The 15,309-nt window shown below is 71.4% G+C and carries 14 protein-coding genes; 10 read left to right on the top strand and 4 right to left on the bottom strand.

Annotated features, from left to right (window positions below; all coding sequences use genetic code 11):
- Window positions 1-16: 16 nt before the first annotated feature.
- Entirely contained in the window at window positions 17-622 is a 606-nt protein-coding gene (locus OG496_RS34590) for an RDD family protein (RefSeq protein WP_366489283.1), read from the bottom strand.
- 244 nt (window positions 623-866) lie between these two features.
- On the opposite strand from OG496_RS34590, the gene OG496_RS34595 reads away from it, so the two are divergent.
- The 6 genes from OG496_RS34595 to OG496_RS34620 all read left to right on the top strand — a co-directional run bounded on the left by OG496_RS34595 (window position 867) and on the right by OG496_RS34620 (window position 6,628).
- Window positions 867-1,721 carry a bifunctional methylenetetrahydrofolate dehydrogenase/methenyltetrahydrofolate cyclohydrolase gene (locus tag OG496_RS34595; protein WP_366489284.1) on the top strand — a complete coding sequence of 285 codons (855 nt, stop codon included), beginning with the start codon at window positions 867-869 and terminating at the stop codon, window positions 1,719-1,721.
- Window positions 1,722-1,809: 88 nt separating this feature from the next.
- The gene (locus tag OG496_RS34600) at window positions 1,810-2,313 is read left to right on the top strand and encodes a DUF3017 domain-containing protein (protein WP_405976764.1); all 504 of its coding nucleotides are present in this window, start codon (window positions 1,810-1,812) and stop codon (window positions 2,311-2,313) included.
- Window positions 2,314-2,568: 255 nt separating this feature from the next.
- Window positions 2,569-3,030 (top strand): helix-turn-helix domain-containing protein, encoded by a 462-nt coding sequence (locus OG496_RS34605; RefSeq protein ID WP_399386666.1) that lies wholly within the window; start codon window positions 2,569-2,571, stop codon window positions 3,028-3,030.
- Between the two features lie 94 nt (window positions 3,031-3,124).
- Window positions 3,125-4,303 carry a DUF2690 domain-containing protein gene (locus OG496_RS34610; RefSeq protein ID WP_405973698.1) on the top strand — a complete coding sequence of 393 codons (1,179 nt, stop codon included), beginning with the start codon at window positions 3,125-3,127 and terminating at the stop codon, window positions 4,301-4,303.
- Between the two features lie 371 nt (window positions 4,304-4,674).
- A complete protein-coding gene (locus OG496_RS34615) occupies window positions 4,675-5,664 on the top strand; it encodes a malate dehydrogenase (protein ID WP_405973699.1) in 990 nt (329 codons plus the stop codon).
- A 154-nt stretch (window positions 5,665-5,818) separates the two neighbouring features.
- Window positions 5,819-6,628: a hypothetical protein gene (locus tag OG496_RS34620; RefSeq protein ID WP_405973700.1), complete on the top strand. Its 810-nt coding sequence runs from the start codon at window positions 5,819-5,821 to the stop codon at window positions 6,626-6,628.
- A gap of 35 nt (window positions 6,629-6,663) precedes the next feature.
- Here OG496_RS34620 and OG496_RS34625 read toward each other — a convergent pair whose 3' ends face one another.
- The 3 genes from OG496_RS34625 to OG496_RS34635 are packed head-to-tail and all read right to left on the bottom strand — an operon-like array spanning window position 6,664 to window position 8,751.
- Complete coding sequence (locus OG496_RS34625; RefSeq protein WP_405973701.1) at window positions 6,664-7,353, bottom strand: siderophore-interacting protein; 690 nt, start codon at window positions 7,351-7,353, stop codon at window positions 6,664-6,666.
- 41 nt (window positions 7,354-7,394) lie between these two features.
- Window positions 7,395-7,916 (bottom strand): hypothetical protein, encoded by a 522-nt coding sequence (locus OG496_RS34630; RefSeq protein ID WP_405973702.1) that lies wholly within the window; start codon window positions 7,914-7,916, stop codon window positions 7,395-7,397.
- On the bottom strand, window positions 7,867-8,751 hold the full coding sequence (locus OG496_RS34635; RefSeq protein ID WP_405973703.1) for a GNAT family N-acetyltransferase: 885 nt from the start codon (window positions 8,749-8,751) through the stop codon (window positions 7,867-7,869). Before OG496_RS34635 ends, OG496_RS34630 begins: the two co-directional genes overlap by 50 nt.
- 280 nt (window positions 8,752-9,031) lie before the next feature.
- Between OG496_RS34635 and OG496_RS34640 the strand changes: the two genes are divergently transcribed.
- From OG496_RS34640 to OG496_RS34655, 4 genes are all read left to right on the top strand, one after another.
- Window positions 9,032-10,558 (top strand): aldehyde dehydrogenase family protein, encoded by a 1,527-nt coding sequence (locus OG496_RS34640; RefSeq protein ID WP_405973704.1) that lies wholly within the window; start codon window positions 9,032-9,034, stop codon window positions 10,556-10,558.
- Between the two features lie 166 nt (window positions 10,559-10,724).
- Window positions 10,725-12,260, top strand: a complete 1,536-nt coding sequence (locus OG496_RS34645) for a GMC family oxidoreductase (RefSeq protein WP_405973705.1) — start codon at window positions 10,725-10,727, stop codon at window positions 12,258-12,260.
- The gene (locus tag OG496_RS34650; protein WP_405973706.1) at window positions 12,260-13,354 is read left to right on the top strand and encodes a glycine betaine/L-proline ABC transporter ATP-binding protein; all 1,095 of its coding nucleotides are present in this window, start codon (window positions 12,260-12,262) and stop codon (window positions 13,352-13,354) included. The genes OG496_RS34645 and OG496_RS34650 overlap by 1 nt, the downstream gene beginning before the upstream one ends.
- Window positions 13,354-15,309 (top strand): ABC transporter permease, encoded by a 1,956-nt coding sequence (locus OG496_RS34655; protein ID WP_405973707.1) that lies wholly within the window; start codon window positions 13,354-13,356, stop codon window positions 15,307-15,309. The genes OG496_RS34650 and OG496_RS34655 overlap by 1 nt, the downstream gene beginning before the upstream one ends.

The following is a 15,309-nucleotide window of genomic DNA, read 5'->3' on the forward strand; positions in this document are numbered from 1 at the left end:
CACGCGAACCGGCGGACTACTGCGTGCGGATCACGATCGAGCCGATGATCTTGTCGGCGAACGTCTGGCGCTTCGCGTCCCACGCCGGCCACAGCCAGCCCAGGTAGCACGCGATGCTGTCGACGAAGTGGGCGAGGCGGCGGACGAACGCCATGCCGACGCCGAGCGGCTGGCCGTCGCTCTCCCGCACCAGACGGATGCCCAGCGCCTTCTTGCCGACGGTCTGGCCGGTGCGGCCCTCCTGGATCAGCTGCCAGATGGCGAGGCCGATCAGAGCGATGGCGCCAATGGCCAGCAGCACCCCCTTGCCGCGGCCGACGATGACCAGGATGTACGGCACCAGGAAGACGAGCCCGTCGACCAGCGTGCCGAGGAAACGCTGGCCCCAGTTCGCGTACGGCGGGGTCGCGCCGTAGCCCGCCTGCTGGTAGCCGGGGTACGCCGGCTGCTGCGGGTAGCCGTAGCCCTGCTGCGGCGGGACACCCTGGGGCGCGCCCTGCGGGTAGCCGTAGCCCGGCTGGCCCTGGGGCTGGCCGTACCCGGGCTGGCCCTGCGGCTGGCCGTAGCCCTGCTGGGGGTTCTGCTGTGGCTGTCCGTACGGGTTGTTCGGGTCGTAACTCATGGCGGGTTTTCCTCCGTTGGCAATGCGGGGACGATGCGGATCGCGCGGAGGAATGTCACAAGATGAGCGGCTTGCCCCCCAACACCTACCGCGGTACTGCGGCGTTCATCGTTCTAGCCGACGCTGGATTTTGTCCAGCGGCATTCCATAGGTGTTGTGTAAGTGCAACATCAGTGATCATGGCGATACACCCGGGGTGTACCCGGATTGGAACCCGGAGGGCGTCATCCGCGAGGATGGGTCCATGACCGCCCAGATTCTCGATGGCAAGGCCACCGCAGCCGCGATCAAGTCCGATCTGACCGCCCGCGTGGCGGCGCTGAAGGAGAAGGGCGTCACGCCCGGCCTCGGCACGATCCTGGTCGGGGACGACCCCGGCAGCCAGAAGTACGTCGCCGGCAAGCACCGGGACTGCGCCCAGGTGGGCATCGCGTCCATCCAGCGCCAGCTGCCCGCCACCGCCTCGCAGGAGGAGATCGAGGCGGTCGTACGCGAGCTGAACGAAGACCCTTCCTGCACCGGGTACATCGTCCAACTCCCGCTCCCCAAGGGCATCGACGAGAACCGCATCCTCGAACTCATGGACCCGGACAAGGACGCCGACGGCCTCCACCCGATGAACCTCGGCCGCCTCGTCCTCAACGAGCCCGCCCCCCTGCCCTGCACCCCGAACGGCGTCCTCACCCTCCTCCGTCGCTACGGCGTGGAGATCAAGGGCGCGGAGGTGGTGGTCGTCGGCCGCGGTGTGACCATCGGCCGTCCCATGCCGCTCCTCCTCACCCGGCGCAGCGAGAACGCCACCGTGACCCAGTGCCACACGGGCACCCGCGACCTCTCCTCCCACCTCAAGCGCGCCGACATCATCGTCGCCGCCGCCGGTTCCGCCCACCTGATCCGCCCCGAGGACGTGAAGCCGGGCGCCGCCGTCCTCGACGTGGGCGTCTCCCGCAACGCCGACGGCAAGATCGTGGGCGACGTCCACCCCGGCGTCGCAGAGGTCGCCGGCTTCATCTCCCCGAACCCCGGCGGAGTCGGCCCGATGACCCGCGCCCAGCTGCTCGTCAACGTGGTCGAGGCGGCCGAGCGCAGTGTCGCCTGAAAGCCCTGAAAACCCTGAAAGCCCTGAAAGCCCTGCGAGCAAGGACCCCGGTCCAAGTAAGGGTGTGGATGCCGTGGATGACACCGAGGTGACGGACCCCGCTACGAGCGCGGACGCCGTAGCCGCCGTAGCTCCTGCGGACGACGACATCGAGGTCATGGACCCGGTCAGCGCGCCCGACGCCGACGGGCACCCGCGCCGCGCCACCCGCCGCTTCCCCCTCTTCACCCGGGACACCGCCCGCCCCGAGGGCGGCGGCCGGGCCGCCCCGGGCGACGCCCCGGCCCCGGCCCGCCAGTGGCCGATCCTCGCCATCCTCGGCGCGGTCGGCCTCGGCCTCCTCCTGACCGCCTTCGACGTCTTCCGCTACGGCATCCTGCTGATCGGCGCCGCGCTGCTGGCCGGCGCCGTCCTGCGCTGGGTCATGCCGGACGTCGGCATGCTCGCCGTCCGCTCCCGCTTCACCGACATCGTCACCTACGGCGTGCTCGGCCTCGCGATCGTCCTGCTGGCGCTGATGGCGCAGCCGAAGCCGTGGCTGACGATCCCGTATCTGAAGGACACGCTCCACTACACGGTCAACAGCAACTAGCTTGCTGCTCCTGGAAGTTCGCGACACACGACGGCGGCCCGTCCTCTCCCCCGAGCAAGGACGCGCCGCCGTCTGCATTCACCGTGGCGCCGGGTGGGGGTCCCGCTCAATACCTGTCAGCGCGCTGTGGCAGGGAGGTGACCGTTTCGCTACGCGCTCCGCACCGCCCGGCGACGAGGGAACCGTTCCCCTTCCGGCGTCGTCATTTCGCTCGGAGTGGGCGCAAGGGGACACCGAGGACACCGGGGAGGTGCGATGGGCGGCTGGCAGCCGCTGCCGGACGAACTCCCGGCGGAAGTACGGCACTTCGTAGAACAGCTGCGCCTCCTCAAGGACCGCACCGGGCTGAGCCTGGTGGCGCTCGGCGCGCGCACCGCGTACAGCAAGTCCTCCTGGCACCGCTATCTCAACGCCACCCAGCCCCCGCCCCGCCAGGCCGTCGTCGCCCTGTGCCGGGTGGCCGGCGTCGACCCCGAACGCATCGGCGTGCGCTGGGAGCTGGCGGTCCAGGCCTGGCCCCGGCAGGTGCCGGTCCCCGAACGGGCGGACAGCGGGGACGAGTACCGGGACGATCCGACCCTTCCGTGGTGGGACACCCCGCCCGGGGAACCCGAGCGCGGGCCCGGCGGACGGCTGCTCCGGTACGCATTGGTGCTGTTGCTTCTCCTGCTCATCACTGCTGTCGTGGGAGTCGTGGTCCTTGTGTCGATGTATTGACAAGTTTGCGGATATGCAACGAAGCCGACCAACAACCGCGTTAGCGTGGGCAATTCCGGGCAGAGGGGGGAAAGCAATGCCTCGTTGGAGGGCCTTGCCGGATGAACTCGATCCGCAGGTCAGGGAGTTCGCCAGCCAGTTGCGCAGGCTCGTCGACCGCAGCGGCCTGAGCATCGCGGCGGTGGCCGACCGCACGGGTTACAGCAAGACGTCCTGGGACCGCTATCTCAACGGCCGGCTCCTCGCACCGAAGGGCGCGATCATCGCCCTGGCCGAGGTCACCGGTACCAACCCTGTTCATCTGACCACGATGTGGGAGCTCGCCGAGCGTTCCTGGAGCCGCTCGGAGATGCGGCACGACATGACCATGGAGGCGATCCGGGTCTCCCAGGCGCGCGCCGCGCTGGGGGAGTTCGGGGCGCCCCCGGCGAACGCGCCGAGCGCCAAGGCGCAGGGCGGCAAGACGGCCCGTAAGGGTGGCGGCAGTGCCACCGCCACCCCGGGGATCGCGGGCCCGGCGGGAGTGTCCCCGACGGTGCCGCCGCAGCCGGCGGCGCCCGACGGCGACGTACGGGAAAGCGCTTCGAAGGACGTGAGGGAAGGTCCGGCGAAGGTCGCCAACTCGTGGGGGATGGCCGGGTATTCGCGACCGAAGGCGTCCGGTGCGGAAACGGCTGCCGTGAAGCCCGAGCCCGAGGCGCCCGAGACACCGGTCCCGTACGGCGAACCCGCGCAGCCGTCCCGGCCCGCGCCGCCCGCCGGCGTGGGCGGTGCCAAGCGGCGGGCACTCATGTTCGGCGCCGGGGTCCTCGGGGTGCTGGTCGTGATCGCGGCCGTGTTCCTGTTCACGAACAACGGCGGCGGGGAGAAGAAGGCCGGGGCCGCGCACACCTCGGCCTCGGCGTCCGTCAGTACGAACCCCGATCTGCCGGCCGGAGTGAAGTGCGTGGGCGCCGGCTGCACCGGCAAGGACGCCGAGGCGATGGGCTGCACCACGGAGGCGGGCGCGGTGACCACCGCCAAGACCGCGACCGTCGGTACGACCGTCGTCGAGGTCCGCTACAGCAAGACGTGCGGTGCCGCCTGGGGCCGTATCACCACGGGGGTGGCGGGGGACTCCGTGCAGGTCAGCGCGGGGACCGCCAAGGAGACCGACCGCATCTCGGCGTCCGATGACGCCATCGCCTACACCCCGATGGTGGCCGTGAAGGACGCCGGCGAGGCGAAGGCCTGCGTGACGCTGGCGTCGGGGCAGAAGGGGTGCACCACCTAGGGGAGGGACCCAGGGGCGGGCGTCTGTGGGGATTCTGTGTACGTGTGGAATGCCCGCTCCGGATCGGGGCAGGCGGAAAGTACCCCCACGGGAGTCCGGACACCCGGTGCCCCCCACGGCGGTCGTCCGGTGTTCCTCTCCCGAGCCGGACGGCCGCCTTTTCCGTGCCCCGGTCCCGACTCTGTTCTCGCCTCTGTTCTCGTCTCTGTTCCTGTCTCTGTGGGGTGGGCCACACGGACCCGGGAGTCCGGGATCGCGGATGCGCGATAGCCTGACCGGTGGATCTCTTGACGCCAAGAGATCGATCATTTGTACGTCCCGCACCCCGGGGCAGTGCCGCCCCACCGCCAGCTGTCATAACGGAGAACGCCATGACCCGCACTCCCGTGAACGTCACCGTCACCGGCGCGGCCGGCCAGATCGGTTACGCCCTGCTCTTCCGCATCGCCTCCGGCCAGCTGCTCGGCGCGGACGTGCCGGTCAAGCTGCGTCTCCTGGAGATCACCCCGGCGCTCAAGGCCGCCGAGGGCACGGCGATGGAGCTCGACGACTGCGCCTTCCCGCTCCTCCAGGGCATCGACATCACGGACGACCCGAACGTCGCCTTCGCCGGCACCAACGTCGCCCTCCTCGTGGGCGCCCGCCCCCGCACCAAGGGCATGGAGCGCGGCGACCTGCTCTCCGCCAACGGCGGCATCTTCAAGCCGCAGGGCAAGGCCATCAACGACAAGGCCGCGGACGACATCAAGGTCCTCGTCGTCGGCAACCCGGCCAACACCAACGCGCTCATCGCGCAGGCCGCCGCCCCGGACGTACCGGCCGACCGCTTCACCGCGATGACCCGCCTCGACCACAACCGCGCGCTGACCCAGCTCGCGAAGAAGACGGGCACCACGGTCGCCGACATCAAGCGCCTGACCATCTGGGGCAACCACTCCGCCACCCAGTACCCCGACATCTTCCACGCCACGGTCGCCGGCAAGAACGCCGCCGAGACCGTGAACGACGAGAAGTGGCTGGCCGAGGAGTTCATCCCGACCGTCGCCAAGCGCGGTGCCGCGATCATCGAGGCCCGCGGCGCGTCCTCCGCGGCCTCCGCCGCCAACGCCGCCATCGACCACGTCCACACCTGGGTCAACGGCACGGCGGACGGCGACTGGACCTCCATGGGCATCCCGTCGGACGGTTCCTACGGCGTCCCCGAGGGCCTCATCTCCTCCTTCCCGGTCACCACGAAGGACGGCGTCTACGAGATCGTCCAGGGCCTGGACGTCAACGAGTTCTCCCGCGCCCGCATCGACGCGTCGGTGAAGGAGCTGGAGGAGGAGCGCGAGGCGGTCCGCTCCCTCGGCCTCATCTAGTCAGCTGCGGGGAGTCACCCGCGGGGCCGTTCTCGACGGCTCTGTCACGGACTTGCGCGGGCCCTGTTCCGGTTACGGCCGGAGCGGGGCCCGTTTCCTGTTTCCGCCGCTAACTTCGGAAGAGGTACGTGGTGGGTGATTCGGGGGGTTCGTGATGAGTGACTGGAATCGTTTCGCGGCGGAACGCGGGCCGAGTGAGGAGCGGGGGCAGGCGGCCTGGTCGGTGTGGTCCACGGCGGAGACGCAGACCTCGCTGACCGCGCCGGCGTGGGTGTCACCACCGACTCCCGTCCCGGCTCCGACTCCCGTCCCGGCTCCGACTCCCCTCCCGGCTCCAACTCCCGCCCCCGCGCCCGCTTCCGGCCGTCGCGCCTGGAGGCTGGTCCTCGCGGTGGCGCTCGCGGTCGTGCTGGGCGCGGGTGCCGGTGCCGGGGTCTGGTACTTCATGCACGGGCGCGGCACGCACAACCACGTGGACGCGAGCGGGAGTTCGAGGAAAACCGGGCTCGGATCGTCGTACCGCACCGCCCAGGACCCCACCGGCTACACGGTCGACGTCCCGAAGGGCTGGACCCGTACCCAACGGCAGGGCGCGAAGGCCCCGGTGGTCACCTACGACTCCCCGGACGGCACCCGCCGCCTGCAGATCTTCCGCGTCTCGGAGAACTCCCCTGCCGAGTCCCTCGACCTCGCCGAGAACGACCCCGGCTACGGCTTCGTCCGACAGCCCGGTTACCAGGTCATCGACCGTGCCACGGGCTCCAGTTGGGCCGAACTCACCTATCGCTACGACGACCAGGACAAGGGCGTCCGGCGGGTGATCGACCACCGCTTCGAGGCGGCGGACGGCTCGTTCTACGCGGTCCGGTCCAGTGGTCCCGCGTCTCTCGATCCCGCCCTGGTCCGCGCACCGCTCACCGCGGCGGTGGATTCCTTCTGCCCGGCAGGCGCGAACTGCCGGTAGGCGGGCGCGAACTGCCCTTGGGCGGGGGCGGGTTCCTACTCCATCCCGCGCTTCCCCGGCGCCCAGAACGGCTTCGTGAGGACCGAGCGCCGGTCCCAGCCCAACTCCCGTACGAGCACCTGCCGGACGTGCTGCACGGTACGGGCCTCCCCGGCGACGTACGCTATGCCGCCGGGCTCGGGGGCGAGGCGTTGTACGGCATCCGGGAGCGAAGTCCCGCCCCTGGTCAGCCAGTCGAGGCGCTCGGAGTGGGCCAACGGCAGCCGGTCCGCCTCCGACTCCGTCTCGACGCAACCGGCGACCCGCGCCCCCTGGGGCAGCGCGGCCAGCATCGCGCCGAAGGCGACCGAGGCCGTCTCCTCGCCGACGAAGACGTGGTGGGAGGCGTCGGGGCGGAGGGTGAAGGTGCCCTCGGGCTTCCGCAGGCGCACCTGCTCGCCGATGCCGACGCTCTTCCCCCAACGGCCCCCGGGTCCCCCCTCGGAGTGGTCCAGCACGCACAACTCGACGGCGCCGGACGGGTCGTAGCGCCAGATGGAGTACGTGCGCAGGGTCAGGCCGGTGACCAGGACGCGGACCTGCTGGCCGGGGTGGACGTCGAGTCCGGCGAGGGTGTCGCTCTCGATGCGGAGTCGGCGCATGCGGGCGGTGATGGGTTCGGCGGTGGTGACGGTGGCCCGGAGGGTGACCAGGTCGAGGACGGGATTCAGGAGGGCGGACGGCACAGGGGCTCCTCAACTGGGTGGCGCGTGTGGGGAGTTGGCGATCAGGAGTGGCGGTCTGGACGCGATAGTACGCGTTTCTCGTCAAACGCGATAGTGCGTGTGGTGGGAGTGTGGTCGCGGTGTCCGACGATTACGATCACGACCGCGGTGGCCGCGAGGACGATCAGGGCGACCGTGCGCAGCGTCGGGGCCATACCGTGACCGAGGTCGGTGTGGGCGGCCAGGCTCGTGCCGGTGACCGCCACGCCCAGGGCCGCGCCGAGCTCGCGGGCCGAGGTGCCGAGACCGGAACCGAGGCCCGTCTGGTGCGGCGGCAGCGAGGTGACGACACCGACGGTGAGCGCGGGCATGGAGAGCCCGGTGCCGACGACCGGGCGGGGGCGGTGCGACCAGTGGACGGCGAGTTTCGGGACGAGGGCCGTGCCGATGGTCAGCGGCACGATCGCGACGCCGGTGACGGCGGCGCCGTAGCCCTTGATCCCCTGCAGGTACTGGGAGTTGATGGGGGACTGGTCAGCCGCCGTCGCCCAGCCGCTTCTCGAACCAGTGGTCCGCGTAGACATGGTCCACATAGGCTGGAATCTCCGCGTACCCGCACGCCCGGTACATCGCCTGCGCCTCCGTGAGCGCCGCATGCGTGTCCAGCCGCACGACGGTGAAGTCGTGTTCCACGGCGGCCAGTTCGAGCTCCGCGAGGATGCGGCGGGCGAGGCCGAGGCGGCGGGCGTCGCGGTGCACCCAGACGTGCCGGATCTCGCCGACGCCCGGCTCCAGGGTCCGCAGCGCCCCGCAGGCCACGGGCCGCCCCTCCTCGTACGCGACGAAGAACGCGCCCGCGTCCCCGGTGACCTCCTCCGGCCGTACGAGATCCGTCTTGTCGAAGCCCTCCGGGAAGCGGGCGTCGATGTCGGCGGCGTAGGCGTCGAGGCAGGCGCGGGCGTCCTCGGTGGCGCCGTCGACGAGGGTGATGGTGATGCCGGCGAGGCGGAGGAGGCGTCGGGTGGTCGCCAACGCGTCGGTCAGTTCGGTGCGTTGGGGTGCGGTGAGGGTGGCGAGGAGACCGGCGGCGAGCGCGTTGGCGCGGCGGTGCTGCTCCTTGACCTCGACGCGGCCGGCGTCGGTCAGCTCGATCAGGCGCAGCCGGGTGTCGTGCGGCGGCACGGTCAGCCGCACCAGCCCCTGCGCCTCCAGCGACTTCGCCATCCGGCTCAAGTAGCCCGCGTCCAGGGCGAGTCGGCCGCGCAGTGCGCGCAGCGAGACGCCGTCCCCGATCTCGAAGAGCAGCCGGGCCTCGCCGAGGGGGCGGTCCTGGCCGAGGTAGTGGTCGTCGAGGGCGCCGATGCGGCGGGTGAAGTAGCGGTTGAAGTGCCGGAAGGCGGCGACGTCCTCCGCGGTCACCGGTGCGAGTCCGGGCGCGGATGCGGGTGCCGGTCCCGGTGTGGGTGCCGGTGCGGGTGTCGATTCCGTGACTGGCTCCATAGTTCTTTGACTTTAGTCAAAGGAATCGTCGGAGTCCATGGTCGCGATGCGGCTTTTGTGCCCTTGTTCAGTGACTCGGCCCACTTTCGGCCATGGATTGCGCATGCATACGGACGTCCCGGGCAGGCGCTCGCAGTCCCCGAGAGTGACAGTTAGGTGACGCTGGGGCGCTGAACAGGAACGGAAGGCAATACCGATCATGGCCGACAACACGGAACAGCAGGCGGGGAAGACCATTCACGCGGGCGGGGACTGGCTTGAAGCGGTCTCCGGCGCCACGCGCGAGATCATCGACCCCGCGGACGCGCTGCCGTTCGCCGTGGTCGCGGAGGGCGACGAGAAGGACACGGACATAGCCGTCGCCGCAGCCCGTGCCGCCTTCGACGGCGGTGAGGGGGCCTGGCCGCGCACGCCGGTCACCGAGCGTGCTGCTCTCCTGCGCCGGGTCGCCGACCTCCTCGTGCGCGACCGCGAAGAGCTCGGCCTGCTGGAGAGCCGGGACGCGGGCAAGACCGTGGAAGAGGGCCGCGTCGACATCGACTGTGTCGCCGACGCCTTCCGCTACTTCGCCGACCTCGTCGCCGGCGAGGCCCCCGGCCGGGTCGTCGACGCGGGCACGCCCGAGGTGCACAGCGTCGTCGTGCACGAGCCCGTCGGCGTCTGCGCGCTGATCACCCCCTGGAACTATCCGCTGCTCCAGGCGAGTTGGAAGATCGCGCCCGCCCTCGCGGCCGGCAACACCTTCGTCGTCAAGCCCAGCGAGATCACCCCGCTGACGACCGTCGCCCTGATCGACCTGCTCGTCGAGGCCGGCCTCCCGAGCGGTGTCGCCAACATCGTCACCGGTCCCGGTCACTCGGTCGGCGCCCGGCTCGCCGAGCACCCCGACGTCGACCTCGTCTCCTTCACCGGCGGCCTCCTCAGCGGCACGAAGGTGGCGCAGGCCGCCGCCGTGACCGTCAAGAAGGTCGCCCTCGAACTCGGCGGCAAGAACCCGAACGTCGTCTTCGCCGACGCCTGCGCCACCGAGGAGGGCTTCGACACCGCCGTCGACCAGGCCCTCAACGCGGCCTTCATCCACAGCGGCCAGGTCTGCTCGGCGGGCGCCCGCCTCATCGTCGAGGAGACCGTCCGCGAGCGCTTCGTCGCCGAACTCGCCCGCCGCGCCGAGAAGATCCGCCTCGGCCGCGGCACCGAGGACGGCGTCGAGTGCGGCCCCCTCGTCTCCGAACAGCAGCGCGCCAGGACCGAGTCGTACGTCGCCGCCGCCCTCGCCGAGGGCGCGGTGCTGCGCTCCGGCGGCAAGCGCCCCGAGCCGACCGCGGCCCGGCCCGCCACCGGCTACTTCTACGAGCCGACCGTCCTCGACCAGTGCCACCGCGAGATGACCGTCGTACGCGAAGAGGTCTTCGGACCGGTCCTCACCGTCGAGACCTTCCGCACCGAGGACGAGGCGGTCGCGCTCGCCAACGACACCGAGTACGGCCTCGCGGGCGCCGTCTGGACCGCCGACGCGGGCCGCGCGCGCCGGGTCGCCGGACGGCTGCGGCACGGTACCGTCTGGATCAACGACTTCCACCCCTACCTCCCGCAGGCGGAGTGGGGCGGCTTCGGAAAGAGCGGTGTGGGCCGGGAGCTCGGCCCCGCCGGACTCGCCGAGTACCGCGAGGCCAAGCACGTCTACCAGAACCTGGCGCCGAAGCCGGTGCGCTGGTTCGCGGGCTGAGCCCCGCGGCCGACTGAGCCGGTTCGCGGGCCGACCTCCTCGGTCGGCCGCGCCGGTTCGCAGGCCGCCCCTCGCGCCCGGTTCGCGGTCCGGCCCCCGGCCCGCTCCGCGGATCGGTCCCGCTCGTCCCCTTCGACCCCCAGCCCCCACTGGAGTGAGTTCCCCCATGCCCGACAACGAGAACGCGTATTCGTACGACTACGTCGTCATCGGCGGCGGCACCGCAGGCTCCGTCATCGCCTCCCGCCTCACCGAGAACCCCGACGTCACCGTCGCCGTCATCGAAGGCGGCCCCAGCGACGTCGGCCGCGAGGACGTGCTGACCCTGCGCCGCTGGATGGGCCTCCTCGGCGGCGAGCTGGACTACGACTACCCGACCACCGAGCAGCCGCGCGGCAACTCCCACATCCGGCACAGCCGCGCCCGCGTGCTCGGCGGCTGCTCCTCGCACAACACCCTCATCGCCTTCAAGCCGCTGCCGTCCGACTGGGACGAGTGGGAGGCGGCCGGCGCGAAGGGCTGGGGCGCGATCTCGATGGAGGCGTACTACGCCCGCCTCCTCAACAACATCGTCCCCGTCGACGAGAAGGACCGGAACGCCATCGCCCGCGACTTCGTCGAGGCGGCCCAGGAGGCGCTCGACGTCCCGCGCGTCGAGGGCTTCAACAAGGCACCCTTCACGGACGGCGTCGGCTTCTTCGACCTCGCGTACCACCCGGAGAACAACAAGCGGTCGTCGGCTTCGGTCGCCTATCTCCACCCGGTGATGGACGAGCGCCCCAACCTGACGATTTTCCTTGAGACTTGGGCCCATCGCCTGGAGCTGGACGGCACCCGCGCGGAAGGTGTGCACGTCCGCACCAAGGACGGCGAGGAACTCCTCGTCCGCGCCCGCCGGGAGGTCGTCCTGTGCGCCGGCGCCGTCGACTCCCCGCGGCTGCTCCTGCACTCGGGCATCGGCCCCCGCAAGGACCTCGAAGCGCTCGGCATCCCCGTCGCCGTCGACCTCCCGGGCGTCGGCGAGAACCTCCTCGACCACCCCGAGTCGGTGATCGTCTGGGAGACCAACGGGCCGATCCCGGAGAACTCCGCGATGGACTCCGACGCGGGCCTGTTCGTGCGCCGCGACCCCCAACACCCCGGCCCCGACCTGATGTTCCACTTCTACCAGGTCCCCTTCACCGACAACCCCGAGCGCCTCGGCTACGAACGCCCCGAGTTCGGCGTCTCCATGACCCCGAACATCCCCAAGCCGAAGAGCCGCGGCCGCCTGTACCTGGAGAGCGCCGACCCGGCCGTCAAACCCGCCCTGGACTTCCGGTACTTCACCGACGAGGACGACTACGACGGCCGCACCCTCGTCGACGGCATCCGCATCGCCCGCGAGATCGCGAAGACCGAACCACTCGCCGGCTGGCTCAAGCGCGAGGTCTGCCCCGGCCCGGAGATCCTCGGCGACGCGGAACTCAGCGAGTACGCCCGCAAGGTCGCCCACACCGTCTACCACCCGGCCGGCACCTGCCGCATGGGCGCCGACACCGACGAACTGGCCGTGGTCGACCCCGAGTTGAGGGTCCGCGGCCTGGACGGCATCCGCATCGCCGATGCCTCCGTCTTCCCGACCATGCCCGCCGTGAACCCGATGATCGGGGTGCTCATGGTCGGCGAGAGGGCCGTCGACCTGATCGGAGGTGGTGCGTGATGAGTACCGCGACGACGAGTACCTCCCGTACCCCCAGCGCCTCTGGCAACCCCGTGTTCTCGGTGGACGGCCTCTGGAAGGTCTTCGGCCCGAAGGCCGACCAGGTCCCCGCCGACCCCGAACTCACCGCCCTCGACGCCGCCGACCTGCGCACCCGCACCGGCTGCACCGCCGCCGTCCGCGACGTCTCCTTCGACGTCCGCAAGGGCGAGGTCTTCGTGGTGATGGGCCTGTCCGGCTCCGGCAAGTCCACCCTGGTCCGCTGCCTCACCCGCCTCATCGAACCGACCGCGGGCACCATCGCCATCGACGGCGAGGACGTCCGCGCCATGGACAGGTCCCGGCTGCGCGAACTCCGCCGCCACCGCGCCGCGATGGTCTTCCAGCACTTCGGCCTCCTCCCGCACCGCACGGTCCTCGACAACGTCGCCTACGGCCTGGAGATCCAGGGCGTCGGCAAGGCCGAGCGCCGCCGCCGGGCCGCCGAGGTCGTCACCAAGGTCGGCCTGGAAGGCATGGAACAGCGCCGTCCCGGCCAGCTCTCCGGCGGCCAGCGCCAACGCGTCGGCCTCGCCCGGGCGTTGGCGGTCGACCCCCAAGTCCTCCTGTTCGACGAGCCGTTCAGCGCGCTCGACCCGCTGATCCGGCGCGACATGCAGGAGGAGGTCGTCCGGCTGCACCGCGAGGAGGGCCGCACGATGGTCTTCATCACCCACGACCTGAACGAGGCGCTGAAGCTCGGCGACCGCATCGCCCTGATGCGCGACGGCCGCATCGTCCAGCTCGGCACCCCCGAGGAGATCGTCGGCTCACCCGCCGACGACTACGTCCGCGAGTTCGTACGGGACGTCCCACGCGCGGACGTCATGACCGTCCGTACGGCGATGCGCCCAGGAGACTGCGGAGGTCAGGAGCACCCCGGCGCGCTCGCGGCCGACGCGGTCGTCGCCGAGGCGATCAAGGTCGTGTCCCGCGGCGGAAAGCCCGCCTGCGTCGTCGAGGACGGCCGCTGTCTGGGCGTGGTCGACCACGCACGGCTGCTGGACGTCGTGGCCGGGGCGGAGCTCGCCGATACCGGCAAGGAGGCGGTCTGATGGCCACGGTCACCGCACCCGCCCCGCGTCTCGCCCTCCCCGGCGTCCTCCGGCACCGGGCCGCGCACAAGCTCCTGCTGCTCGCGCTCGCCGCCGCGATCCTCGTACCGCTAGCCAACGCGCACTGGGCCAGCGGGAGTTGGCCGCACGCTCTCACCGTCGACCTGTCCGGTCCGCTGGGCCGGGCCAACGACTGGATCATCGACAACCGCGACAGCTCCCCGCTGTTCCTCTACTTCTTCGGCTACATCAGCAACGCCGTCGTCCTCTCCGTACGCGCCGTCTACCTGGTGCTGCTCGCCGCGGGCTGGGCGGGCGTCACCGCGTTCGGCGCCCTCGTCGCCTGGCGGGTGGCTGGCGTACGGCTCGCGATCGGCACCGGCGTCGCCTTCCTCGCCTGCGGTCTGCTCGGCATGTGGGTGCCGACCATGCAGACCCTCGCCCTGATGGTGGTCGCGGTGCTCACCTCGGTCGTCGTGGGCGCGCTGCTCGGCCTGGCCGGCGGCCTCTCCGAGCGGACGGACCGCGCGCTGCGCCCGGTCCTGGACACCATGCAGGTGCTCCCGGCCTTCGCCTACCTCCTCCCCGTCGTCCTCGTCTTCGGCATCGGCGTCCCCGCCGCCGTCCTCGCCACCGTCGTCTACGCCGCCCCGCCCATGGCCCGCCTCACCACGCTCGGCCTGCGCAACGCCGACCCGGAGGTCCTGGAAGCCGTCGACTCCCTGGGCGCCACCGGACGCCAACGCCTGTTGACCGCAAGGCTCCCGCTGGCCCGCAGGCAACTCCTCCTCGGCCTCAACCAGACGATCATGATGGCCCTCTCCATGGCCGTCATCGCCTCCGTCATCGGCGCCGGAGGCCTCGGCGACCGCGTCTACCAGGCCCTCGCCTCCGTGGACGTCGGCGCCGCCCTGGCCGCCGGCATCCCGATCGTGCTCCTGGCCGTCGTACTGGACCGCGTCACCGCGGCCGCGGGCGAACAGACCGACGCGTCCGCGGGCGAACCGGGGTCGACTCTCCGCCCGTGGCTGTACGCCCTCGGCGCCACCGTGGCCGTAGCAGTGGTGGCCCGTCTCGCCGGCGCCCTGGACTGGCCCTCCGGCTGGACCCTGAACATCGCCGAACCCGTGAACCGCGTCGTCGACTGGATGACCGCCCACCTCTACTCCGGCGTCCCCTACCTCGGCGGCACCGCCGACTGGGCCGGCCGCTTCACCACCTGGGTCCTGGACCCCGTACGCGACGGTCTGCAGTGGCTGCCCTGGTGGTCGGTGCTGCTGATCGTCGCCGCCCTCGCCTGGGTGATCGGCACCTGGCGCACCGCGCTCACCGCCGTCCTCGCCATGGCCGCGATCGGCGTGCTCGGGGTGTGGAAGCCGTCGCTGGACACGCTGTCGCAGGTGCTGGCCGCCGTGGCCGTCACCCTCGTCCTCGGCTTCGCGACCGGCATCGCCGCCGCCCGCAGCGACCGCTTCGAACGGGCCCTGCGCCCCGTCCTCGACGTCTGCCAGACGATGCCGCAGTTCGTGTACCTGATCCCGGTCGTCGCCCTCTTCGGCGTAGGCCGCGCCCCCGCCGTCGCCGCGGCGGTCGTCTACGCCCTCCCCGCGGTCGTCCGCATCACCACGCAGGGCCTGCGCGACGTCGACCCGGCAGCCCTGGAGTCGGCCCGCTCACTCGGCGCGACCAGCGCCCAGCAGCTGCGGCAGATCCAACTCCCGCTCGCCCGCCCGGCGTTGCTCCTCGCCGTCAACCAGGGCGTGGTCCTCGTCCTCGCCGTCGTCATCATCGGCGGCCTGGTCGGCGGCGGCGCCCTCGGCTACGACGCCGTGTTCGGCCTCGCCCAGGGCGACCTGGCGACCGGACTCGTCGCCGGCGCCGCGATCGTCTGCCTCGGCCTGATGCTCGACCGGGTGACCCAGCCGACGGAACGCCGCACCAAGAAGGGAGCGTGA

The sequence above is a fragment of the Streptomyces sp. NBC_00988 genome (assembly GCF_045162645.1).
Classification (GTDB): domain Bacteria; phylum Actinomycetota; class Actinomycetes; order Streptomycetales; family Streptomycetaceae; genus Streptomyces.